The sequence below is a fragment of the Nonomuraea monospora genome (genome assembly GCF_039531895.1).
Lineage (GTDB): Bacteria > Actinomycetota > Actinomycetes > Streptosporangiales > Streptosporangiaceae > Nonomuraea > Nonomuraea monospora.
Genome location: NZ_BAAAQX010000002.1, coordinates 373,896 through 395,580, shown reverse-complemented (window position 1 = coordinate 395,580; position 21,685 = coordinate 373,896). Strand labels below are relative to the sequence as shown.

Sequence of the window (21,685 nt, the reverse complement as noted above, 5' to 3'; positions counted from 1 at the left end):
CGGGCTTTAGTTCCTTTGGCTCCGGGGGACCCCTGACTTGTCCCTGATTGAACCCCGGGTCGCCTGCAAACCGCTTAACGATCTCTTAGCGTCATGGGCATGGGACGTATTCTTCTGATCGTCGCGGCCGTCGTCGCCGCGCTCGTGCTGCTCGGCCCCCTGGTGGGCTTCGCCCTCACGCTGCTCAAGTGGGGGCTCGTCATCGGCGCCGTGGTGCTCGGCGTCATGTTCCTGTCGAAGTGGCTGAAGAGGACATAGCTTCCTGACAGATCCCCAGTCATAGTTGGGTGATGGAGGCGCGGCCCGCGGTAGACGATGCCGCGCTCGGGCGTGAGGCGCTGGCCGTGCTCGAGGCGAACTGGACAGGCGCTGGCACCGTGCCCGCACCAGGGCTCTATCCCCACCAGTGGAGCTGGGACTCCGCGTTCGTCGTCATCGGCCTGGCCAGGCATCGGCCGGACCGGGCCCGCGACGAGCTGCTCAGCCTGCTGCGGGGGCAGTGGGCGACAGGCATGGTGCCGCACATCGTCTTCCACACCCGCGAGGCGTACTTCCCCGGGCCGTCCGTGTGGCGCTCGCAGGAGAACGACGCCGCGCCGCAGGTGCTCACCTCGGGCCTCACCTCGCCGCCGCTGCACGCGCTGGCGCTGTGGTGGTTCTACCGGCACACGGGCGACGCCGCGTTCGTCAGGAAGGCGTTCCCCGCGCTGGAGGCGCAGCACGCGTACCTCTCCTCGGCGCGCGACCTCGGCGGCGCCGGGCTGGCCGCGATCGTGCACCCCTGGGAGTCGGGCATGGACGACAGCCCGGCCTGGGACGGGCCGCTCGACGCGCTGCCCGTGATCAGGTACGGCTACCGCAACGTCGAGATGGACGAACGCCACCCCGACAGCGACCACGACCGCTACGTCTGGCTGGCCATGCGCTACCGCGACGCCGGATACAGCCCCGAATACCTGCGCGACGAGCACCCGTTCGCCGTCGAGGACCCCATGTTCAACGGCATCTGGCTGGCCTCCTGCCAGGCCATGGCCGAGCTGGCCCCGCTGGCCGGCGCCGACCCCGTGCCGCACGCCGAGCACGCCGAACGCCTCAGACAGGCCATCCTCGACCGCCTGTGGGACGGCTGCTTCTACGCCAGGGACCTGCGCGCCGGGCGGCTCATCCGCGTGTGCACCGTCGGCGCCTTCGGCCCCCTCCTCGACCCCGGTCTCCCCACCGACCGCCTGCACGCCGCCGTCGAGGTGCTGGAGTCGGCCAGGTTCATGGGCGCCACCGGCTACCCCGTGCCCAGCTGCGAGATCCGCGCCTCCCAGTTCGACCGCACCCGCTACTGGCGCGGACCCTCCTGGGTGAACACCAACTGGCTGCTGCGCCGCGCCGCCGCCGTCCACTCCCTCGACCACCTCGGCCAGCAACTCACCAACGGCACCCTGCGCCTGGTCCGCCAGGCCGGCTTCCGCGAATGCTTCGACCCCTTCGACGGCAGCGGCCGGGGCTGCAGGGACTTCTCCTGGAGCGCGGCGCTGACCCTGGATCTGCTCGCCGATACCGTAGGGGAATGAGCATCTTTCGCCGCCTGCCCGCCGAAGTGCGCAAAACCCTCGCCGTGGAGCGGGGGGAGCGGGTGCTGACCTTCGCCCAGGGCGCCGACGGTCATGTGGTGGCCACCAACCTCGCACTGCACCTTTCTGATGGGACGCGGGTGCCGTACGAGGAGATCGACAAAGCCTCCTGGGACGAGGAAGGCGTCCGGGTGCTCACCACCGACGGTTCGCGTCACTTCGAGCGGGTCACCGAGCCGCGCATGCTGCCTGAGACCGTGCGGGAGCGGGTCAACTCCACCATCGTCGTCAACAAGCACGTCAGCCTGCCGGGGAGGGGTGGGGTGCGGCTGGTGGCTCGGCGGCGGCCTGGGGGTGAGGTGCTCGGGTGGACGCTGGTCTTCGATGATGGCCTCGATCCGGCGGATCCGGGGTTGCGGGCGCAGGCCGAACAGGCTTTGGAGGGGGTGCGGCGGAGCATGGGCGTCTGAGGCCCTCTCCGCACGGCGGGGCTTGAGCGCGTCTGAGGCCTTCTTTCGTACGGCGGGGCTTGAGCGCGTCTGAGGCCTTCTTCTTCCGTACGGCGGCGCTTGGGCGCGTCCGAGGACCTTCGCACGCGGCGGCGCTTGGGCGCTTCTGAAGGACCTTCGCACGCGCGGCGCTTGGCGCTTGGGCGCGCCTGACGTCGTCTTCGCAGTCTTCGCGGTCTTCGCGGTCTTCGCGGTCTTCGCAGTCTTCGCGGCATGACGGCGGGCAGCGGCATGAGCCCGGGTCTCAGGCGTGCGGGGGTGTGAGGCCTGTCATGCCCATGCCGCTCCCGCGTCGTGCGCGTCAGATCAGCAGACGATCAGTAGGGGATCCCGCTCTCACGGGCCTTCTGATCCGCGACGTCCTCGCCGGGCCAGCCGGTGCCGGTCTCGGGCTGATGCCCGTCAGAGTGGAGGAACGGGATCCGCTGCTGCAGCGTGCCCCCCACCTTCGACCTGGCCACCCCGGCGAACCTCGTGGCCTGCGCCCCGACCACCCCGGCCACTTCCTGCACCCGGGGATTGTCGGCGACGCGTTGCGCCGTCCGCTTGATCTGCTCGTACCGTTCGCGTCCAGCCCGGCTGCCCAGCACGTACCCGACAGCCAGACCAACAGCGAATGTCATTCGATATCGCATCTTGCACCTCCGCTGTCTCCGGGCCTACCCCGCTCGCGATGCGACACGCACTCCCTGAGTGCGCTAATCTATTCCTGCGCACGACGAAGGGGCCAACCGCCCCGGCGAAGTGGGCAAACAAGTTCGATCCCGCGTAGCTCAACGGCAGAGCAGCCGGCTGTTAACCGGCAGGTTATAGGTTCGAGTCCTATCGCGGGAGCTCCGCAACTCCGGCCCTCGCCTCTGACCACAGAGATGGGGGCCTGAGTCGTTCCGGGGCCGCATGAGCGATGACCGACCGATCTGGTGCCGGTGACCGGTATGAGCCGAGTGCCTGAGGCGCGAGCCCCCGTATGGTCCCGTCGTTGCGGGTGAAGACCAGGGTCGGTTGCTTCAGCAGGGCCAGGTTGACGCGATCACCGCGTACGAGGTGTCCTTCGATTCGGGGTCGAACCACACTTCGAGACCGACCTCCGCGCCATCGACCTCCCTTGCCATACACGTGGGCTCGTCAGCAGAGAGGGGCTTCCAGCCGTTGCGCAACGCAAGGTCTCGGTAGAAGGACTCGATGTCCTTGCGTGAGCTGTGTTCCCCGGCAGGGCGGTAGGAGCGGCTGATGCTGGCGTGGTGGTCATCAGTGTCGGTACATGAACGATCGCGCTCGCCGTCCGGAGTGGTGCCGGCTGGGGCGGTAGCCAGGACGTCGAACGACGCCAGGGCGGTTTCGATGCGATCGAAATTCTTCTCGCAAACCGTCTCATGCTCCCAGGATTCGGAGAGCAGAGGCACGACGGCAATGCCGGCCAATGCTAAGAGGCTCGCGACCGCTACCAGTACCCAGCTGAAGACCCTTTTCATGATCGAGACCATAGCGGGCCGGACACAGTCGCGGCGTCAGTTGCCCCCGCCGGACCGTGGGCCTTCTATGTGGTTTCTTCGACGTTGGGGTGCATGACCTCGTAGCTGTTCTCGCCGTTCACGTGAACCACGCGCATATAAGTGTCTTCCCAGATGTCTTCCGCCGCCTCATTCAGGAGTTCGGCGGCACGACCGCCCGTCCAGCAGATGTGTGTCTCTGTCGCTCGGTCTTTAAGATAAGCGACACCCTTCGGGCCTTCGCAGATCGAATAGCTCGCGTCCCGCCAGCTCGCACCCATCGTGCACAAAGCAGAGCGTTGGTCCTCATCCACGCATTCAGTCAGCGCTTGGCGCCATTGAGCGTCGCATGTGTCCGCGCTGTGGAAGACTCCTTCTTTGATGTCGCGCAGACAATAGATCCTCATCCGCTGACCGAAGGCGCATTCATTGGGGGATAGTTCTGCGTCTGCGCAGGTGAGGAATTTGTGGAGCAGGTCTGCGCATCCAGTCGCCAGTGTGCGGCAGACGCTCAGCACTTCAAGATAAGGGCCGCAGGACATGTCGCTTCCGCTGGGGTCGTCGCGGCACTCGTAATAGGAACGCCGCAGGTCTCCGCAGTCGACGAAGGGGTCGCCGTATGATCCGGGGCAGCGCAGGTATTCTTGTTCGCCTGCCGCGCAGACTTGGTGGGAGCGGGCAGGAGCTTCGGTACGGCAGGAGAGATAGGAGCCGGCCGAAGCGTCGCACATATCAGCGGTGACAGCGTTTGACTGTGCGCCGCTTGTGCATTCGATCCAGACGATCAGAGCGCGATGACATAGAACTTCTGCGTTCTTGACTTGGTGCTGCTCCATGCACGCGTTGAATTCAGGAGCTGCTGTCTGGCGGCAGTCCAGCCCTCTGGGGCCGTTTCCTTTGGGGCATGCCTCATCGGCTGCGACCTCCTCGTTCGTTTCGTACCAGGTCGGTCCTGGGGACGGGACCTTTGATACGGCAACGGCGGGGGCGCAGGCGGTGAGCATGACGATGAAGAGGAAAGCGGCTAGCCCGCTCCGGGAGTCGCGCCTCGCTAACCTCATCGGTTCCTCTTCTAGGGGCGGGCTGCATGCGGGATCAAGGAAACCACCTCTGCTGTGTGGTGGGAAGCGCTCATCTTCATCATTAGTGTCGGTTGGCGTTGTCACTTCACACCCAGCCCACGGCGGGCCCGGCGGGGTGGCCGACAGCGTGGACGGTAGCTTCAGACGCCTCGTCTCCCGCCACCTGCCCTGGCCGCGCGACGGGGATCCGCTCCTCGTCTCCGGGAACGTACCGGCTGGCCTGGCCCAACGTGATCGAGGTCGAGCCGGGTGAGGAGCGCCGTCCGGAAGGGCGCGTGGCTCGCGCGTCGGCGAGCGGCATACCGGCGGCATACCGGCTTCTGCTGGGCTGGGCTTCGAACAACAGCAGATCCCCGATCACGGGGCTGACACGGAAGCGATCATGAGAAGCCTTTGGATTTCCCGCGCCACGACGGCTGCCGCCGCCCTGGCCGGTCTCACGCTGCTGAGCACCACGCCCGCATCGGCCGCAAGCTACTGGAACTCGTCGGCGGGGGCGAATGCCACCTCGGTGGGCACCGTGACGGAGAAGTCGGTCACTGTCGCCAAGAAGACGTTCAAGATCCAGCTGCGCGTGGGCAAGTACGGCGGTCTCAGCTACTTCTGGGCCCGCGCCCCCAAGGACTCCGACGCGAACGGCATGGACCTGTTCATCTCGGTCTACAACCCCTCGACCAAGAAGTGGGAGAGCCGGCGGAAGATGATCAGCAACACCACCTACACCGACGCCCACCGGTCTATTCACAAGTACGGGTACAAGGCCTGTGCGAAGGCGCCCGGGCTCGGTGGCAGCGCTGCCGTGTGCACCAGTGCCCGCTTCGTCTGACGGGTTGAGCGCGCCGATTTGCGTGCGGACCTGAAGGGGGCTTTGGGGCTCTTCAGGCTGACTTCAGGCGCAGGGGGTGACCCTCGGGGCTGTCGAATCGTCTCGGGGAGGGAGTTCCCATGTTGAAGCGACGCCTCGCGATCGTCGCCACGTCCGCCGTGCTCGGGCTGGGTGTCATGGCCGGCTCGGCGCTGGCAGACGACGGCCCCGTCAGGGTGCACGGCGGGGACGGCGACGTCGCCGTCGAGGCGCACGAGGGGCCGTGGTTCCGCGGCGGCAGGCTGACGTGCTGGATGAGCGACGGCAAGGTCGTGAAGCTCTCCAAGGCCAAGGTGGCCGAGCTCGTCGAGGAGCGGTACATCGAGCGCGAGTTCGCCGACACCTCCTTTGAGGACGGTGTGGCGGTCGTGCCGGAGGACCGGCTGTCGATCAGCGTCCCGGCGAAGAAGCTGCCTCGTGAGGTGGTGAAGAAGAAGATCGCGGGGAAGCGGTGGCAGCACAGCCGGGTCATTCACCTCACGTGCGTCTGGAGCAAGTAGCGAGTAGCAAGAGCGAGTAGCGGGTGGGGAGGGCGAAGTCGCGCCTCCGGGCGGTCAGTCCGGAGGCGCGGCACGTCAGCTGGGGGTGCGGCAGGTCAGTCGGGGGCGCGGCGACGCATAAGGCGTGCGGGGCGCATAAGGCGTGCGGGGCGCATAAGGCGTGCGGGGCGCATAAGGGGTGCGGGGGGCATAAGGCCATGACGCCTGCGGGGCGCATGACGCCTGCGGGGCATGCGGGAGGAGCGGGTTGCGGGAGCCGCGGGTTGTGCGGGAGCCGCGGGTTGTGTAGGAGGCCCGGGTCGGGCGGGGGCGGTCGTTTGGAGGGCGCGGGCTTTCAAGGGCGCGGGTCGTCTGGAGCGGGTGGCTGGCAAAGCGGCCGCAGCCGACTTAACGCCTGGTAATCCGTTGGTGACACGTTTTCGGGTTCGCCGGACAAAGCAGGGCGCGATACGGAAAATGGGAGGGCCGGTCGCAGGGGCCGGAGCCGCGGGTAGTCGTGTCGGTGGCGAGGAGAGGGCGCCCCAACGAGGAGGTGCCGCCGACCCGGAATCGGCGGGGCGCTCCGATGACGGAGAAGTGCTGGTTGCCGCGTGCGTACCTGGATCAGAACCCTTCGCCCCTTCGACGTGCTCGCCGCCCAGGCGGTGATCGAGCGCACCACCGACCTGCGGGAGGCGGAACGCTTCATCAGGCTCTATCACGCCGAGAACTCCTCGGCGGGAGGACTGCATGCCCGCCTGCGCGACGTCGCCAGGGACGTGGCCCGCTACGGGACCTACACGCACACCTACGAGGAGCTGGAGTTCGGCGCGCAGGTGGCGTGGCGCAACAGCAACCGGTGCATCGGGCGGCTGTACTGGCGCTCGCTGAAGGTGCGCGACCGCAGGCAGGTGAGCACGGCCGAGGGGGTGGCGCTGGAGTGCGTGGCGCATCTGCGGGATGCCACGGCGAGCGGGAAGATCAGGCCCACCGTCACCGTCCTGCCGCCGGACACGCCCGCGCTGCGCGGGCCCCGGCTGCTGAACGACCAGCTCGTGCGGTACGCCGGTTACCGGACGTCCGAGGGGGTCGTGGGGGATCCGCGTAACGTCGCGCTCACCGAGACGGCCAGGGCGCTGGGGTGGCGGGGGCGGGGCGGGCGGTTCGACGTGCTGCCGCTGATCGTGCAGCCGGCGATCGGTGATCCGCTGCTGTGCAACGTGCCCGGGGACGCCGTGCTGGAGGTGCCGCTGGTGCATCCCGATTACGCGTGGTTCGAGGAGCTTGGGCTGCGCTGGCATGCGGTGCCTGCCATCTCGGACATGTGTCTGGAGATCGGCGGCATCTGCTACCCGTGCGCGCCCTTCAACGGCTGGTACATGGGCACCGAGATCGGGGCGCGCAACCTGGCGGACAGTGACAGGTACGACCAGCTTCCGGTGGTGGCGGAGCGGCTGGGGCTGGACACCTCCACCGAGCGCACCCTGTGGCGCGACCACGCGCTGGTGGAGTTGAACGTGGCGGTGCTGCACTCGTTCGAGCGGGCCGGGGTCACCGTGACCGATCACCACACGGAGTCGCGCCGCTTCCTGACGCACCTGTCGAAGGAGGAGAAGGCGGGGCGGGTGTGCCCGGCGGACTGGTCGTGGATCGTGCCGCCGCTATCCGGCAGTGCCACGCCCGTCTTCCATCGCTACTACGACAACAGCGTCCTGACGCCCGCCTTCGTCCACCACGGCCGCTGAGTCCCCCTGCGCCGCTGAGTTCCCCTGCGCCGCTGAGTCGCCCCGCGCCGCCGGGCCGTCCGAAGGCGCGTGGGCGTCCTCTGTGAAGCGGGTGCGCAGGGCGGTCAGTTCGGCGGCGGTCAGGCCGCCGGACGCCAGGTAGGCCGCCACGTCCAGCCCCGACAGCAGCGCCAGGATCACCTCCGCGGTGGTGGTTCCTGCGGCGGTCAGGCGGGCCCGTACGCGCAGGTCGTCGTCGGGCTCGCCCAGCCGGGCGTACAGCGCGCTGAGACGCCGCGTGGAGTGCTGGTAGTCGTCCAGGATGTCGCGGTGCCCGACCCCGGCCAGCGCGAGCAGCAGGATGGCCACCAGCCCCGTACGGTCCCGCCCCGCCACGCAGTGCACCAGCACCCCGCCGGGCGGGGCCGTGGCGATGGCGCGCAGGGGAGCGGCGCAGAGGGCGGGCCAGCGGTCCATGAAGGGCCGCAGGTAGAGGGGTGTTCCGCCGTAGCGGGGGCGGTCGGGGTCGTCGAGGCGGTCGAGGGGCACGCTGACGACGGTCATGCCGGGCGGGCGCAGGCCGGGTGCGGCGCGGTGCTCACCGGGGTTGCGCAGGTCGACGATGGTGCGTACGCCGTGGGCCGCTGCCGCCGCCCATCCGTCGGGGCTGAGCCGGTCGGGCGTGTCGGAGCGCACCACCGCGCCCCAGCGGGTGCGCCGCCCGCCCGCCGCCGTCAGGCCGCCCAGGTCGCGGACGTTGCCGCAGCCGTCCCACATCAGGTCTCGCTCCATGTGTCCCACCTTGCCATCCCGCACTAGAAGATGGTTCTGTTGGAGTCATGGTGGACCTAGTGCTCTCCGCCCTCGACGACGAGGGCGTGCTCACGCTGACCTTCAACCGGCCGGACACGCTCAATGCCTGGACCGACGCCATGGGGCGGCGCTACTTCGACCTGCTGGCCGAGGCGGAGAAGAACCCGGACGTGCGGGCCGTGGTGGTCACCGGCGCGGGCAAGGGGTTCTGCTCGGGCGCCGACTTCAAGACGCTGAACGCGATCCAGAGCGGCTCGTACGACGGAGTGCCCGACCCGCGGCCCAACACCTTCCCCACGACCATCCGCAAGCCCATCGTGGCAGCCGTCAACGGCGCCTGCGCCGGGCTCGGCATGGTGCACGCGCTCGTCTGCGACATCGTCTTCACGGCCGCGGAGGCCAAGTGGACGACGGCCTTCCCGCGCCGCGGCCTGATCGCCGAGTACGGGCTGTCGTGGGTGCTGCCGCGGATCATGGGGCAGCAGCGGGCGATGGACGTCCTGCTGTCGGGGCGGGTGTTCACCGGGCAGGAGGCGTTCGAGCTGGGCCTGGCCAACTGCGCGGTGCCGGGCGGGACGCTGCTGGAGGAGGCCACGGGCTACGCGAGGGAGCTGGCGGCGTACAGCTCGCCCGCGTCCATGGCGGTGATCAAGCGGCAGGTGTGGCACGACTGGGACACCACGCTGGAGGAGTCCGCCAAGGCCGCCACGCAGGAGATGCTCGCCTCCTTCGGGCGGCCGGACTTCGCGGAGGGCGTCGCCAGTTTCCTGGAGCGCCGCCCGCCGAACTTCCCGCCGCTGTAGAAACCGCTGTAGAAGAGCCGCTGTAGAAAGCCGCGGTAAAGGCCGTCAGGAGAGGCGGTGGGCCCCGGGGGCGGGGGTGGCGGGCAGGAAGCGGGGCTCCTTGAAGCCGCGCTCGGCGTAGGCGTTCAGCACCGACTCCTTGACGCTGTCGAGGCGCTCCAGCGGCACCAGCGCGATCGCCGACCCGCCGAAGCCGCCGCCCGTCATGCGTGCGCCGCGGGCCCCGCCCCTGATGGAGGCCTCGACGGCCACGTCGAGCTCGGGTGAGGAGACCTCGTACAGGTCCCTGAGCGACAGGTGGGAGGCGTTGAGCAGGGCGCCGATCTCGGTGACGGCGCCCGCGCGCAGCAGCCCGACGAGGGCCTCGACGCGGTGGTTCTCGGTGACGATGTGCTCGACGCGCTTGCGCTCGTCGCCCTGGAGCCGGGCGAGGGCCCCCGCGAGGTCGGTGACGTCGCGCAGGGCGGCGACGCCGAGCTTGCGGGCGGCCGACTCGCACTCGGCGCGGCGCTTGGCGTACTCGCCGCCGGCGTGCTCGTGGTGGACCTGCGTGTCGATGATGAGCATGCTCAGGCCGTGCGAGGCCAGGTCGAGCGGGATGGTGCGGGAGCCGAGGGAGCGGCAGTCGAGGAAGAGCGCGTGGCCCTCCTCGCAGAGCGCGGACGCGGCCTGGTCCATGATGCCGCAGGGCATGCCGACGAAGTCGTTCTCGGCCTTCTGGCTGAGCAGGGCGAGCTCCATCGGCGTCAGGCCGAGGCCGTGCACGTCGTTGAGCGCGGAGGCGACGGACACCTCCAGGGCGGCGCTGGAGCTGAGGCCGGCGCCCGAGGGCACGTCGCCGTCGATGGCGATGTCGGCGCCCCTGACCCGGTCGCCGAGCATCTCCAGGACGCCGACGACGTAGCGGGTCCAGCCCCTGGACTCCTCGCGGCCGGCCAGGGTGACCGGCTCGCCCGAGTCGGACTGGAGGGAGAGGAGGCGGATCGTGTCGTCGTCGCGCGGGGTGAGGGCCGCCGTGACGCCCCACGGCACCGCGAAGGGCAGGACGAAGCCGTCGTTGTAGTCGGTGTGCTCGCCGATCAGGTTGACCCTGCCGGGAGCACGCCAGACCGTCCGGGGGGACGCGCCATAGGCGGCACTGAAAGCTTCAACAACGCGCATAATCGAACACTCCTCAACAATGGCCCGACCGTAGACTAGCGCCATGGAGGAGCTCCTGGTTCCAGGGCTCGGTCAGGTCCGGGTGTTCCTGTTGCACGACGACAACAAGCCGCGCAAGCTCAAGTACAACCTCGGTCATACCCGCCTGCTGACGTTCGGCGGCGCCTGGTCCAACCACATCAGGGCGGTGGCCGAGGCGGGGGCGCGGCACGGCATCGAGACGATCGGGGTCATCCGCGGCGAGGAGCACCTCCCGCTCAACCCTGCCCTGGCCCGCGCGGCGGCCTGCGGCATGACCCTCACCTACCTCGACAGGGACTCCTACCGGCGCAAGGACACCGAGGAGGTGCTGGCGCCGCTGCGGGCCCGGTGGGGCGGCGACGTGACGATCCTGCCCGAGGGCGGCAGCAACCCGGCGGCCGTGCGCGGCTGCGCGGAGCTGCCGGGGGAGATCGACGGCGACTACGACGTGATCTGCTGCCCCGTGGGCACCGGCGGCACGCTGGCCGGGATCTCGGCGGGGCTGCCCGAGGGCAGGCGGGCGCTCGGGTTCGCGGTGCTGAAGGGGGCCGGGTTCCTGGCGGGCGAGGTGGCCAGGCTGCAGCGGGAGACGTACGGGCGCACCTGGGCGAACTGGTCGATCAACCTGGACTACCACTTCGGCGGGTACGCCAGGACCACCCCCGCCCTGGACGCGTTCGCCGCCGAGCACGGCGTGGAGCGGATCTACGTCGCCAAGATGCTCTACGGCGTCCTCGACCTCGCCCGCCGCGGCGCCTTCGCGCCAGGCACCCGCGTCGTCGCCGTCGTCACCGGTCAGCCCTCGACCCCCGTCGAGGCGTGAGCCGCGCCCACCGGCTTCGACTCGGGTGAGCCGCGCTGGCGCAGGTAGATCGACAGCACCACCATCGACAACACGGCCAGCAGCTCCGACTGCCAGTTCTGCAGGCTGCGGTCCCAGAACTCCGGCGAGGTCACGTACCCGCCCCACGAAACCGGATCCCGCAGGTCGCCGAGCCGGTCCGCGTTGTACGCCGCCTGCCCCGCCACCGACTGCGCCAGCCACGACAGCACGAAGATGGCCCCCATCACCAGCCCGAGCGAGTTGCTGAACAGCCACAGCCGCAACCCCCTGACCTTGGCCCAGGCGGGCGAGTCCGCGTCGGCGTACGGCCCGATCTGCTGGTCCTCGTCGGACTCGGCCCCGGCCTTGTCCGGCTCCTTGGACTCCGGCGAGCCCTTCTGGACGAGCCAGACGGTGAGCATGATGAACAGGAAGAACTGCAGGTACTCCGACTGCCAGTTCTCCGACACGTCCACGGCGAAGTGCGAGGAGGTCACGTACTGCGGCAGCGAGACCGGCTCGCTGCCGTTGGCCGCCTGCTGGTCGTTGAACTGCATCATCCCGGCGACGGCCTGACCGCCCACGGCCAGCAGGAACATGATCAGGAACGCCAGCGCCAGCGAGTTCTCCTTGAGCCACTTCACAGCTTCGACCACCCCATGGCGAAGAACCAGACCAGGCCGACCACGATCACCAGCGTGGTCAGCGTGAACATCACGCGCATCAGTCGTCCACCTCGCAGTCGTACGGCAGGTCGCCCATCGGCTCGCATCCCGCCGCCCTGATCCGCCAGCCGTCGCTGAAGCGGTGCAGGAAGAGCGTGTCGCCGGCCAGCCGCACCTGGGCGTCGTCACCCCACACGGCCACCTGCGTGACCTGGCCGCCGGCGCCGAGCCGCAGCCCGCGCAGCGCGTCGGCGCAGCTCTCGCCGGGGTCGGGCAGCTTGTCGGCGGTCTTCCTGGCGAGCATCGCGCACGCCGCGTCCTCCTGATGCGCGGAGATCGCGGCGTGGAAGCGCTCGGCCGCACGGGCGGGCGAAGCCGTGTCCACGGCGCAACCCACAGTGACCAGAGCCATCATCAGCACGACCAGCGCCTTCCTCATGAGCCCCTGCTACCCACAGGTGAATCAGGCATGCTGATCTCATGCAGAGGACTGACACCCCCGCCTCCTGGGACGAGCGCAGCACGCTGATCGCGCTGCACGACTTCACGCGGGCGACCGCCGTCGCCAAGTGCGAGGGCCTGAGCGACGAGGACGCCAGGCGGGCGCCGCTGGCGACCTCCCCGCTCATGACGATCTCCGGGGTGATCAATCACCTGCGGTGGAACGAGCACTACTGGTTCGAGGTGATGTTCCTCGGCGGCGAGGACCGCGCCCCGTGGACGGACGAGGGCTTCTAGCCGAGCTGGTCGAGCACCGGCGACACCAGCGCGTTCAGCTCGCGGGCCAGCACGGTCACCGCGCGGTGCGCGCTCTGCTCGACCTCCATGTGCGGCCCCTCCGGCTCCGGTGGCAGGTCGTCGAGCGGCAGCGGCGCCTCCACGAGCATCGAGGCCCGCAGGAACGGCAGCCTGGCCAGGTCCTGCTGGCTCGGCTCGACGTACTGGCCGAAGGTCTCCTGCCAGCCCAGCCAGCCGCGGTCGCGCCACCAGGCCCGCGAGCGCCGCAGCTCCTCCGGCAGCGGGGAGACGATCCTGACCCGCGCGTAGAGGGTGCCGTCCCAGGTGTTGCGGTGACAGCTCGCCTCCAGGACGCGCCGGTCCCACCGCACGAAGCCGGGGGCCAGCGACGGCGGGGTGGCCAGCTCCCACGCCGTGCAGGCGAACCGCACGGGCGCGATGTCACCCCACTCGAACGAGTCGAGGTTCTTGCGCACGTGTACGGCATAGCGCCCGTCACGGTCCCTGTCGAACTCCTGATCGATCCAGAACGCCTTGCCCATGACACCTACGCTACGGCGCTCTCCCGCCTCTACGCGGGCGGACAGAAGATCTCAGAATGCGCTGTGACGTGGATGACACATCTGTAGCTTTTTCACATTGTTGAGTGACATTGGGGAGAGCAATGGCGTCCGAACAGCTCGACGCGGCCATGGACCTCTGGAAGGCGGGAGACCTGGACCGGGCCGCCGCGCTGTTCAGGCAGATCGCGGCCACAGGTGATCCGGAGGCCTCCCACCTGCTGGCAGGGCTGCTGCAGGAGCGGGGCGACCTGGAGGGCGCCGAGGCCGCGCACCGGTCGGTCATCCAGTCGGGCGACCCGGTCTTCGGGCAGCGCTCGGCCATCGCCATGGGCATGATGCTGGTCAACGCCGAGGAGTGGGCCGCCGCGCACCGCGTGCTGATGATCGCCTCCGACGGCGCCGACTTCGAGGTGGCCGCGCTCGCGGACACGGCGCTGGTGCTGGTGCTGACCCAGCTCGGCGACGCGCAGGGCGCGCAGGAGTCGCTGGAGCGGGCCCGCAGGTGCAACAGCCCCGCCGTGGCCGAGCTGGCCGCGCGGCTGGAGCTGCCCGAGTTCGACCAGGACCCGGCCTCGGCCCGCGACCGCTACGAGGAGGCCGAGGACGAGGACGACTACGAGGAGCTGCTCACCTGCGGTGACCCGGAGATCGTGGCGCTGGCGGCGTTCCGGCTCTACCAGATCCACGCCGAGGACGACGACTTGGACGCGGCCCGCGAGGCGTGCGAGCACGCCATCGCCGTCGGCTCCCCGGAGCACCGGGCCATGGCGCACAAGCTGCTCGGCGCCGTGCTGGTGGACCTGGGCGAGTACGCCGAGTCGGCCGCCGCGTACCGGGTCGCAGCCGAGGACCCCAGGCCGGACCTCCGGCTGCCCTCGCTGATCGAGCTGGCCAAGGTGACCGCGCAGCTCGGCGACGAGGAGGAGACGAAGGCCATCTTCCACCGGGTGATCGCCAGCGGCCACCGCGAGTACGCGGCCCAGGCCCAGGCGTGCCTGGCCCAGATGCACACCGAGGCGGGCGAGCCCGCCGAGGCGCTGGCCGCGCTGCGCGCCGTGCTGGAGTCCGGCGACGACGAGTGGTCCGCCGCCGGCGTCACCCTGCTGGGCCTCCTGCTCGACCAGCACCCCGAGGCCCGCGACGAGGTCATGGAAGTGCTGACGCTGGCGGCCGGCCACGACGACCAGGACACCGCGTTCAAGGCCGCGCTGCTGCTCGACCACGCCGCCAGGCAGCAGCCGCTGGCCGACCCGGTCGAGGAGCAGGCGCTCCAGGACACCGACGACGGCATGGCGGCGCTCAAGGCCGGCGAGCTGGCCGAGGCCAGGCGGCTGCTGCGCAGGGCCGCCGACTCCGGCGCGCCCGCCCAGTCGCTGCGCGCCATGGTCGTGCTGGCCAAGCTGGAGCTGGGCGAGGGCGACCGCGAGCAGGCCGACGAGCTGCTGTCGTACGTGGCCGAGGGCGACGACGTGCTGCAGGGCTTCAACGCGGCGTTCCTGCTGCACCTGCTCCGCTCGTCCGCGGCGGAGCCGCACCCGGTGCTCGGCGCGATGCTCGACCACCAGCGGCTGGGCAGGGAGGAGGGGCTGGCCCGCTACCAGGAGGCCGCGCGGCACCCCGACCCCGCCGTGGCCGCCATCGGCACCGCCGTGTTCGCGCAGGTGCTGGCGTCCATCGGGTGCGACCTGTCCGAGGTCTCCGAGCTGCTGCTGTCGGCGGCGGGCAGCGGGGAGCCGCTGGCGCTGTCGTACACGGCGATGATCTGCAAGGACGTGCTGGCCGACCGGGAGCGGGCGGCCGGGCTGCTGGGCGAGGCGCTGGCGCAGGGCCATCCCGCGCTGGCGCCCTGGGTGGGGTGGACGCTGGGCGGGCTGGTCGAGGAGGACGATCCGGGGCGGGCGCGGGCCGCGTACGAGGTGGCCTTCGAGTCGGGGCACCGTGGCCTGCGGTTCGAGGCCGCGGCCGGGCTGACCGGGGTGTACGAGCGGCAGGGCGACCGGCTCGCCGCCTGCCGGCTGCACGAGCGGCTGATCGCTGAGGGGCAGCCGGAGCGGGGGGCGCTGCCGCTCGCGTACAACCGGCTCAGGCTCGACGACGTGGCGGGGGCGCGGGCCGCGTTCGAGCTGGGCGACGACGCGCTGTGCGCGTTCGGCAGGCTGGTGCTCGACCGCGACTTCGAGGGCGCGGCGCGGGCGTTGCCCGAGGGGGAGGAGCTGGCGATGGCCGGGCTGCTCGCCATGGAGTGCGCGAGCGCCTGGCAGCACACCGGGCAGATCGAGGCCGCCGACGGGGCGCTGACGCTGGTGACCGCCGCCGGGCATCCCGCCCAGCGCCAGCAGGCGGGCTGTCTGCTGGGCGCGCTGCGCAGCGACGCGGGGGACCGGCGCGGGGCGGTCGAGGCGTTCCTGGGGGCGCTGGGGGAGGACGAGGACCTCAACGGGGTGGCGCTGCGGTCGGCCGGGGAGCTGCTGCGGGGGCTCGGCGAGCACGCGGAGGCGGTGGCGGTGCTGGACCGGGTGCCCGAGCCCGACCGCGAGGTGGCGCTGATGGCCGCCGGGTCGCTGGTGGCGTGCGGGCGCGCGGCCGAGGCCCGCGAACGGCTGGCCTCCGCCGAAGTCCAGGACGCGCGCGAACGGCCAGCCTCCAGCGGGGTTCAGGACGCGTGCGAACGGCCGGCCTCCAGCGGAGTCCAGGACGCGCGCGAGCACCCGGACGGCGCTCTCGACAGGGAGGCCGCGCTGCACCTGGCGCGGCTGCTGCGGGAGCACGGCGACGCCGAGGGGGCGCTGGCGGTGCTGCGGGACGCGCCGCCCGAGGTGTCCGCGCTGTCGGAGTGCCTGCTCGGCAGCCTGCTGGCCGAGACCGGCGACCTGCCGGGCGCGCGGGCGGCCTACGAGCGGGCGGCGGCGCTCGACCCGGAGACGGAGCCGGCGGTCATGGTGGAGGCGGGCCGCTGCCTGCTGGCGGCGGGCGACACCGAGCCGGGCCACTTCGCGCTGGAGCGGGCCGCCGCGCAGGAGGACGACCCGCACGCCGCGGCCGTGGCCCGGCACCTGCTCGGCCGCGCCGTCCCGGAGGAGCTGCCGTGGGTGCTGCTGGCCGAGGGCGACAGGCCGGGCGCGCTGGCGGCGCTGACCGGCCTGACCGGGTCGGAGCCGCTGGCGGCGCTGCTGCTCGCGCTGGACGACGACGACGTACGCGAGGTGCGCCGCCTGCTGGCGGGGCTCGGCCCCGAGGAACGCGCGCGGGCGCTGGACGAGATCATGGCCAGGGCGTCGCACACGACCGCGTTCCACCGCCTGGTGATGGAGGAGGGCGAGCCTGAGGCCGCCGCCAGGGCCGCGATCGACCTCGGCGCGGCGATCGCCGAGCAGGGCGACAACTGCCGCGCCGAGCTGTGCTTCCTGCCCGCCACCACCCACCCGGCCACGGCCGGCGTGGCCTGGCGCAACATCGCGGCCGTCCGGCACCGGCGCGGCGACCTCGACGGGGCGCTGGATGCCGCCATGAGCGGGCTGCCCGGCACCGCCGACATCGCCGCCGACCTGCTCGCCGACCGCGGCGACGGCGCGCGGGCGCGGCGGCTGCTGTCGGAGGCCGCCGCGGCCGGCGACCTGGCCTGCCGGCGCGCGCTCCTGCTCCACCTGCTCAACGAGCAGGACCACGGCGCCACCGTCGAGGAGGCCGAGCGGGCCGTGGGCACCGGCGACCCGGAGACCGTGGCGATGGGCTACTGGGCGTGGGGCGTCGCGCTCGGCGCGCGGGGCGAGCCGCGCCAGGCCGCCGCCATGTACGCCAAGGGCATCGACGCCGGCCATCCCGAGCTGTCGGCGTCCCTGCGGCTCGACCTGGCCACGGCGCTGCGCGAGCTGGGCGACACCATCGGGGCCGAGCGGGAGCTGAGCCTGGCCATCGCCTCCGGCCATCCGTACGCGGCGGCCAAGGCCCGCGTGCAGCTCGGCGTCTGGCTGTACGAGGAGGGCCTGCCGCTGGCCGCGGCCCGGTCGTTCGCCGCCGCGCTCGGCACCGGCATGGCCGCGACCGCGCTGGACGCGCTGAACGGCATCTCCCAGGAGCTGTGCGACGGGGGCGAGCACGCGCCCGCGCTGGAGGTGCTGTCGCTGATGGGCGAGCACGCCGCCGCCCAGGCCCGCCTGCTCGGCGCCCGCTGCACGGACCCGCTGGCCGTGGTGCGGTACTACGAGCTGGCGGGCGCGGACCCGTACACCGAGCTGGAGGCCGCGGGGCGGCTGGTGGAGCTGGGGGAGACGGCGGCGGCGCGCGCCGGCTACGAGCGGCTCAACGAGCACGAGGACCCGGACGTGCGCTTCGTCGCCGGGGGCAGGCTGCTGGAGCTGCTCGACTCGGCGGGGGACACGGAGGCGTTCTACGACCTGGCCGAGCGGCGCGCGGGCGACGCCGACAGCCCCGCGCCCGGCGTGTTCGGGAGCCTGCTCGGCATGTTGCAGGAGCGCCAGGGCGACACCGAGGCGTCGCTGCGCACGCTGCGGGAGGCGGCGGAGAACGGCGAGCCGACCACGCTCAGCGTGTACGCGCAGACCCTGGTGGGCGCCGGGCACGTGGAGGAGGGCAGGCAGGTGTACCTGCGGGTGCTGGACGCCGGTGACGCCGACCTCGCCGCCCGCGCCATGATCGCGCTCGGGCAGACGTACCACGAGGAGGACGAGGAGCGGGCGCACGCCTGGTACCGCAGGGCCGTCGAGGAGGGCGAGGGGCACGTCAGCGCGCTGGGCGCGATGTACCTGGGCGCGCTGGCCAAGCGGAACAGGGACTTCCCCGAGGCGCTCACCTGGTACCAGCGCGTCATTGACGCGGGCGATTCGGAGTCGGGCATGGCGGCGGCGCACCTCGGCGAGCTGTGCTACTGGCTGGGCGACCGCGACGGCGCGCTGCGGTACTACGAGCTGACGCTGGGGCTGAGCGAGCAGCCCGAGCTGGTCGCCGAGGCCGCGTGCAGGCTCGGTGAGATCCAGTACGAGCGCGGCGACCTGGAGCGGGCCCGGCGGCTGCTGACTCAGGCGGTGGAGACGGGCGAGGCGACGTTCGCCGCCGAGGCGAAGACGCTGCTGGCCAAGTTGGTGTGAACTTGCGCTTAATAAAATGACCATTTAGTCTCATCTAGTCAAACAAATGGGGTGAGACGCATGGCCAGGGCGGGACGGCCCCCACGCGACCCGGCACGCCAGCTCGACCGGGCGCACCGGATCCTCGACGCCGTCGCCGAGCTGGTGCTGCGCTGGGGCTACGACAAGACCACGATCGACGACATCGCCCAGCGCGCAGGCGTCGCCAAGGGCACCATCTACCTGCACTGGAAGACGCGCGACGACATCTTCGCCGCGCTGCTGCGCCGCGAGCGGGTGCTCATGATGACCGAGGTCCGCGATCGGGCGCCGGGCACGCTCAGCGAGCTGTTCGGTGAGTTCGCGCGGGCGCTGCTGCGGCGGCCGTTGCTCCAGGCAGTGCTGACCGGCGACTCCCAGGTGCTCGGCAAGCTGACCCGCCGGAAACGCACCAGCACGCGCTGGACGCTGACCGAGGCGGCCTTCGACCCGTACGTGGCCGAGCTGGTCAAGTGCGGCGCGATCCGCGAGGACCGCGGCGAGCACCTGGTGACGGTCGGCTCGATCGTCTACGGGTTCCTGTTCCTGCGCGAGTCGCTCCCCGACGACATCAGACCGTCCGACGACCGGGTCGCGGAGCTGGTGGCCGACACCATCGAGCGCACCCTGAGCACCGGCCGCCCCACGGACGCCGAGGCCGTCGCGCGGGCCACCCTCGAATTTCTCGACGCCTCCGTGGAGGTGGCCCAGCACAAGCTGGACGCCTCCCTGGGGCTCTAAGGAGCGTGTGCAGTGAGGGCCGTACTTCCTCTCGACCACGATGCGGCCGACCTCGCGACCGTGGGCGGCAAGGGCGCCTCCCTGGCCAGGATGGCCGGGGCCGGGCTGCCCGTGCCCGGCGGCTTCCACGTCACGACCGGGGCCTACCGGGCGTTCGTGGCCGGGTTCCACGACGAGATCCTGCGTGCCGCCGCCGACGATCCCGCCCGCATCCCGCCGCTGTTCGCCGCGCGCGAGATCCCCGGCGAGATCGCGGCGGAGATCCTGCGGGCGTACGCGGCGCTCGGCGACGACGTGCCCGTGGCGGTGCGCTCGTCCGCCACCGCCGAGGACCTGCCCGAGATGTCGTTCGCCGGGCAGCAGGACACCTACCTCAACATCAGGGGCGACGCCCTGCTCGACGCCGTCAGGCGCTGCTGGGCCTCGCTGTGGAATCCGCGCGCGATCGCCTACCGCGACCAGAACGGCGTGCCGCACGACGACGTGGCGCTCGCTGTGGTCGTCCAGGAGCTGGTGGACGCCGACGCGGCCGGGATCATGTTCACCGCCAACCCGCTCACCGGCGACCGCGGCGAGACCGTCGTCAACGCCTCGTGGGGCCTCGGCGAGGCGGTCGTCGGCGGCCAGGTCACCCCCGACACCATCACCGTGTCAGGCGGCCGGGTGACCGAGGCGCGCACCGGCGACAAGACCGTCATGACCGTGCGCACCGACGACGGCACCGAGGAGCGGCCCGTCCCCGCCGAGCTGCGCGGCGCGCGCGTGCTGGACGACGCCCAGGCCCTGGAGCTGGCCGCGCTCGGCGCCCGCGTCCAGGCCCTGTACGGCGTCCCCATGGACGTGGAGTGGACCAGGCGCGCGGGCACGTTCGCCGTCGTGCAGGCCCGCCCGATCACCGGGCTCAAGCCGCGCCTGGAGGAGTGGAACGACAGCCTCAAGGGCGACTACCTGTGGACCGGCGGCAACCTGGGCGAGGCCATCCCCGACGTGATGACGCCCATCACGTGGTCGTACGTGCGGCTGTTCATCGAGGAGGCCATGTCCGCCTCCACGCTGCCCGGCTTCGACCTGGTGGGCAACATCGGCGGGCGCTTCTACATGAACCTCAGCGTCGTCCACTCCATCGCCGCCGCCCTCGGCATGAGGAGCAGGCTCGGCGTGATCGACCAGGTCTTCGGCAAGATGCCGCCCGGCCTGGAGGTGCCGCTGGTGCCGGTGCCGCGATGGGAGCTGATCAAGAAGGTGGTGCCCATGGCGATCCGCATCAGACGCCGCGTCGCCCGCCACCTGAAGCACATGCACGCCTTCCTGGCCGCCTCTCCCGCGCGGTGCGAGGAGCTGCGCGAACGCGTCGCCGCCACCGGCTCCGCCGCCGAGCTGGCCGCGCTGTGGGAGCGGGAGATCCGGCCGCACGTGGTCGTCGCCTCCCAGATGCTGGAGGCCGCGGGCCGCCAGGGCGGCGCCACGCTCGTCTACACCCGCGACCGGCTGCGCAAGCTGATGGGCGACGTGGACGCCGAGGCGATGCTCACCGGCGTCAACGCCGACGGCGAGCTGGCCAGCATGGGGCCGCTGATGGGCCTGACCCGGCTGGCGCGCGGCGAGATCACCAGGGACGAGTTCGCCCGCCGGTACGGGCATCGCGGGCCGCACGAGTTCGAGGTCTCGATCCCCAGGCCGGGCGAGGACCCGGCATGGCTCGACGCCCAGCTCGCCGGCCTGCGCGACACGCGGGCCGACACGGAGGCGCTGCTGGAACGGCAGGCCAAGGCCAGGGAGCAGGCGTGGGGGCGCTTCGCACAGCGCCATCCCGGCAAGGAGACCCGGATGCGCGACAGGGTGCGGCGGTGGAACGCCGTCGTACGCGACCGGGAGACCGCCCGGTCGGAGAACATCCGGGCGTTCTGGGTGCTGCGCGCCTTCACCGTACGGGCGGGGGAGCTGACCGGCGCCGGTGACGACGTGTTCTACCTGCACCTGCCCGAACTGCTCGCGCTGCTGCGCGGCGACAGGGCCGCGCTGGAGCAGGTGCCGGTGCGGCGGGCCACCTACGAGCAGTACGCGTCGCTGCCGCCCTACCCGGCGCTGATCGTGGGCCGCTTCGACCCGGTGCGCTGGGCCGCCGACCCCGCCAGGCGGGCCGACATTTACGACGCCCGCGGCGCCGCCGCGCCGGTCAGCGACACGGTCACCGGCTTCCCCGGCGCGCCCGGCGTCGTGGAGGGCGTCGCCAGGGTCATCGCGGGGCCCGAGGAGGGCGAGCGGCTCAAGCCCGGCGAGATCCTCGTCACCACGCTGACCAACGTGGGCTGGACCCCGATGTTCCCGCGCGCCGCCGCCGTCGTGACCGACATGGGGGCGCCCCTGTCGCACGCCTCCATCGTCGCCCGCGAGCTGGGCATCCCCGCCGTCGTCGGCACCGGCAACGCCACCATGCGGGTGCGCGACGGTGACCGGATCAGGGTGGACGGGGAGCGGGGCACGGTCGAGTTGCTCGGGTGAAAAGTCTGCGTCAAGTCG

Annotated in this window: 20 protein-coding genes and 1 tRNA gene; 13 read left to right on the top strand and 8 right to left on the bottom strand. The window is 71.4% G+C overall.

Annotation, left to right across the window (positions count from 1 at the left end; genetic code table 11):
• The first annotated feature begins 99 nt into the window (after positions 1-99).
• From ABD331_RS05080 to ABD331_RS05070, 3 genes are read left to right on the top strand one after another with little or no spacing between them, the layout of a single operon-like run.
• Entirely contained in the window at positions 100-258 is a 159-nt protein-coding gene (locus tag ABD331_RS05080; RefSeq protein ID WP_187414428.1) for a hypothetical protein, read from the top strand.
• Positions 259-290: 32 nt separating this feature from the next.
• Complete coding sequence (locus ABD331_RS05075) at positions 291-1,565, top strand: amylo-alpha-1,6-glucosidase (protein WP_344471073.1); 1,275 nt, start codon at positions 291-293, stop codon at positions 1,563-1,565.
• Complete coding sequence (locus tag ABD331_RS05070) at positions 1,562-2,035, top strand: hypothetical protein (protein ID WP_344471072.1); 474 nt, start codon at positions 1,562-1,564, stop codon at positions 2,033-2,035. The genes ABD331_RS05075 and ABD331_RS05070 overlap by 4 nt, the downstream gene beginning before the upstream one ends.
• Positions 2,036-2,391: 356 nt before the next feature.
• Here the strand turns inward: ABD331_RS05070 and ABD331_RS05065 are convergent, their stop codons facing one another.
• The gene (locus ABD331_RS05065) at positions 2,392-2,709 is read right to left on the bottom strand and encodes a YtxH domain-containing protein (RefSeq protein WP_344471071.1); all 318 of its coding nucleotides are present in this window, start codon (positions 2,707-2,709) and stop codon (positions 2,392-2,394) included.
• A gap of 127 nt (positions 2,710-2,836) precedes the next feature.
• Here ABD331_RS05065 and ABD331_RS05060 point away from each other — a divergent pair.
• Positions 2,837-2,908: transfer RNA gene (locus tag ABD331_RS05060), tRNA-Asn, on the top strand.
• A 173-nt stretch (positions 2,909-3,081) separates the two neighbouring features.
• Here the strand turns inward: ABD331_RS05060 and ABD331_RS05055 are convergent.
• Positions 3,082-3,546, bottom strand: coding sequence for a hypothetical protein (locus ABD331_RS05055; protein ID WP_344471070.1), 465 nt, complete (start codon positions 3,544-3,546; stop codon positions 3,082-3,084).
• A gap of 65 nt (positions 3,547-3,611) precedes the next feature.
• Positions 3,612-4,400 (bottom strand): hypothetical protein, encoded by a 789-nt coding sequence (locus ABD331_RS05050; protein ID WP_344471069.1) that lies wholly within the window; start codon positions 4,398-4,400, stop codon positions 3,612-3,614.
• Between the two features lie 628 nt (positions 4,401-5,028).
• Between ABD331_RS05050 and ABD331_RS05045 the strand changes: the two genes are divergently transcribed.
• The 3 genes from ABD331_RS05045 to ABD331_RS05035 all read left to right on the top strand — a co-directional run bounded on the left by ABD331_RS05045 (position 5,029) and on the right by ABD331_RS05035 (position 7,735).
• A complete protein-coding gene (locus ABD331_RS05045; protein WP_344471068.1) occupies positions 5,029-5,472 on the top strand; it encodes a hypothetical protein in 444 nt (147 codons plus the stop codon).
• A 119-nt stretch (positions 5,473-5,591) separates the two neighbouring features.
• On the top strand, positions 5,592-6,011 hold the full coding sequence (locus ABD331_RS05040; RefSeq protein ID WP_344471067.1) for a hypothetical protein: 420 nt from the start codon (positions 5,592-5,594) through the stop codon (positions 6,009-6,011).
• A 590-nt stretch (positions 6,012-6,601) separates the two neighbouring features.
• Entirely contained in the window at positions 6,602-7,735 is a 1,134-nt protein-coding gene (locus ABD331_RS05035; protein WP_344471066.1) for a nitric oxide synthase oxygenase, read from the top strand.
• On the opposite strand, the gene ABD331_RS05030 is transcribed toward ABD331_RS05035, so the two are convergent.
• Positions 7,652-8,506: a tyrosine-protein phosphatase gene (locus tag ABD331_RS05030; RefSeq protein WP_344471065.1), complete on the bottom strand. Its 855-nt coding sequence runs from the start codon at positions 8,504-8,506 to the stop codon at positions 7,652-7,654. The genes ABD331_RS05035 and ABD331_RS05030 overlap by 84 nt on opposite strands.
• A gap of 47 nt (positions 8,507-8,553) precedes the next feature.
• Between ABD331_RS05030 and ABD331_RS05025 the strand changes: the two genes are divergently transcribed.
• The gene (locus tag ABD331_RS05025) at positions 8,554-9,330 is read left to right on the top strand and encodes an enoyl-CoA hydratase-related protein (protein ID WP_344471064.1); all 777 of its coding nucleotides are present in this window, start codon (positions 8,554-8,556) and stop codon (positions 9,328-9,330) included.
• A 45-nt stretch (positions 9,331-9,375) separates the two neighbouring features.
• Here the strand turns inward: ABD331_RS05025 and galK are convergent, their stop codons facing one another.
• Positions 9,376-10,491 carry a galactokinase gene (gene galK, locus ABD331_RS05020; RefSeq protein ID WP_344471063.1) on the bottom strand — a complete coding sequence of 372 codons (1,116 nt, stop codon included), beginning with the start codon at positions 10,489-10,491 and terminating at the stop codon, positions 9,376-9,378.
• Positions 10,492-10,534: 43 nt separating this feature from the next.
• Here galK and ABD331_RS05015 point away from each other — a divergent pair, with 43 nt between their 5' ends.
• On the top strand, positions 10,535-11,335 hold the full coding sequence (locus ABD331_RS05015) for a 1-aminocyclopropane-1-carboxylate deaminase/D-cysteine desulfhydrase (protein ID WP_344471062.1): 801 nt from the start codon (positions 10,535-10,537) through the stop codon (positions 11,333-11,335).
• Here the strand turns inward: ABD331_RS05015 and ABD331_RS05010 are convergent.
• Together ABD331_RS05010 and ABD331_RS05005 are read right to left on the bottom strand one after the other, a co-directional pair.
• Positions 11,308-11,979: a DUF6766 family protein gene (locus ABD331_RS05010; RefSeq protein ID WP_344471061.1), complete on the bottom strand. Its 672-nt coding sequence runs from the start codon at positions 11,977-11,979 to the stop codon at positions 11,308-11,310. The genes ABD331_RS05015 and ABD331_RS05010 overlap by 28 nt on opposite strands.
• Positions 11,980-12,058: 79 nt before the next feature.
• On the bottom strand, positions 12,059-12,439 hold the full coding sequence (locus ABD331_RS05005) for a hypothetical protein (RefSeq protein ID WP_344471060.1): 381 nt from the start codon (positions 12,437-12,439) through the stop codon (positions 12,059-12,061).
• Between the two features lie 41 nt (positions 12,440-12,480).
• Between ABD331_RS05005 and ABD331_RS05000 the strand changes: the two genes are divergently transcribed.
• On the top strand, positions 12,481-12,738 hold the full coding sequence (locus ABD331_RS05000) for a mycothiol transferase (RefSeq protein WP_344471059.1): 258 nt from the start codon (positions 12,481-12,483) through the stop codon (positions 12,736-12,738).
• Here ABD331_RS05000 and ABD331_RS04995 read toward each other — a convergent pair.
• The gene (locus ABD331_RS04995) at positions 12,735-13,280 is read right to left on the bottom strand and encodes a hypothetical protein (protein ID WP_344471058.1); all 546 of its coding nucleotides are present in this window, start codon (positions 13,278-13,280) and stop codon (positions 12,735-12,737) included. The two genes, ABD331_RS05000 and ABD331_RS04995, sit on opposite strands and share 4 nt — an antisense overlap.
• 122 nt (positions 13,281-13,402) lie before the next feature.
• Between ABD331_RS04995 and ABD331_RS04990 the strand changes: the two genes are divergently transcribed.
• The 3 genes from ABD331_RS04990 to ABD331_RS04980 are packed head-to-tail and all read left to right on the top strand — an operon-like array spanning position 13,403 to position 21,667.
• Positions 13,403-18,406, top strand: a complete 5,004-nt coding sequence (locus ABD331_RS04990) for a tetratricopeptide repeat protein (RefSeq protein WP_344471057.1) — start codon at positions 13,403-13,405, stop codon at positions 18,404-18,406.
• 60 nt (positions 18,407-18,466) lie between these two features.
• The gene (locus tag ABD331_RS04985) at positions 18,467-19,165 is read left to right on the top strand and encodes a TetR/AcrR family transcriptional regulator (RefSeq protein ID WP_344471056.1); all 699 of its coding nucleotides are present in this window, start codon (positions 18,467-18,469) and stop codon (positions 19,163-19,165) included.
• 12 nt (positions 19,166-19,177) lie between these two features.
• On the top strand, positions 19,178-21,667 hold the full coding sequence (locus ABD331_RS04980; protein WP_344471055.1) for a PEP/pyruvate-binding domain-containing protein: 2,490 nt from the start codon (positions 19,178-19,180) through the stop codon (positions 21,665-21,667).
• Positions 21,668-21,685 lie beyond the last annotated feature (18 nt).

Coding starts and splice junctions, on each gene's coding strand:
- ABD331_RS04985 (WP_344471056.1), top strand. CDS start 18,467: ATGGCCAGGGCGGGACGGCCCCCACGCGACCCGGCACGCCAGCTCGAC.
- ABD331_RS05025 (WP_344471064.1), top strand. CDS start 8,554: ATGGTGGACCTAGTGCTCTCCGCCCTCGACGACGAGGGCGTGCTCACG.
- ABD331_RS04990 (WP_344471057.1), top strand. CDS start 13,403: ATGGCGTCCGAACAGCTCGACGCGGCCATGGACCTCTGGAAGGCGGGA.
- ABD331_RS05040 (WP_344471067.1), top strand. CDS start 5,592: ATGTTGAAGCGACGCCTCGCGATCGTCGCCACGTCCGCCGTGCTCGGG.
- ABD331_RS05055 (WP_344471070.1), bottom strand. CDS start 3,546: ATGAAAAGGGTCTTCAGCTGGGTACTGGTAGCGGTCGCGAGCCTCTTA.
- ABD331_RS05045 (WP_344471068.1), top strand. CDS start 5,029: ATGAGAAGCCTTTGGATTTCCCGCGCCACGACGGCTGCCGCCGCCCTG.
- ABD331_RS05030 (WP_344471065.1), bottom strand. CDS start 8,506: ATGGAGCGAGACCTGATGTGGGACGGCTGCGGCAACGTCCGCGACCTG.
- galK (WP_344471063.1), bottom strand. CDS start 10,491: ATGCGCGTTGTTGAAGCTTTCAGTGCCGCCTATGGCGCGTCCCCCCGG.
- ABD331_RS05050 (WP_344471069.1), bottom strand. CDS start 4,400: ATGGAGCAGCACCAAGTCAAGAACGCAGAAGTTCTATGTCATCGCGCT.
- ABD331_RS05080 (WP_187414428.1), top strand. CDS start 100: ATGGGACGTATTCTTCTGATCGTCGCGGCCGTCGTCGCCGCGCTCGTG.
- ABD331_RS05070 (WP_344471072.1), top strand. CDS start 1,562: ATGAGCATCTTTCGCCGCCTGCCCGCCGAAGTGCGCAAAACCCTCGCC.
- ABD331_RS05015 (WP_344471062.1), top strand. CDS start 10,535: ATGGAGGAGCTCCTGGTTCCAGGGCTCGGTCAGGTCCGGGTGTTCCTG.
- ABD331_RS05005 (WP_344471060.1), bottom strand. CDS start 12,439: ATGAGGAAGGCGCTGGTCGTGCTGATGATGGCTCTGGTCACTGTGGGT.
- ABD331_RS05065 (WP_344471071.1), bottom strand. CDS start 2,709: ATGCGATATCGAATGACATTCGCTGTTGGTCTGGCTGTCGGGTACGTG.
- ABD331_RS05000 (WP_344471059.1), top strand. CDS start 12,481: ATGCAGAGGACTGACACCCCCGCCTCCTGGGACGAGCGCAGCACGCTG.
- ABD331_RS04995 (WP_344471058.1), bottom strand. CDS start 13,280: ATGGGCAAGGCGTTCTGGATCGATCAGGAGTTCGACAGGGACCGTGAC.
- ABD331_RS05075 (WP_344471073.1), top strand. CDS start 291: ATGGAGGCGCGGCCCGCGGTAGACGATGCCGCGCTCGGGCGTGAGGCG.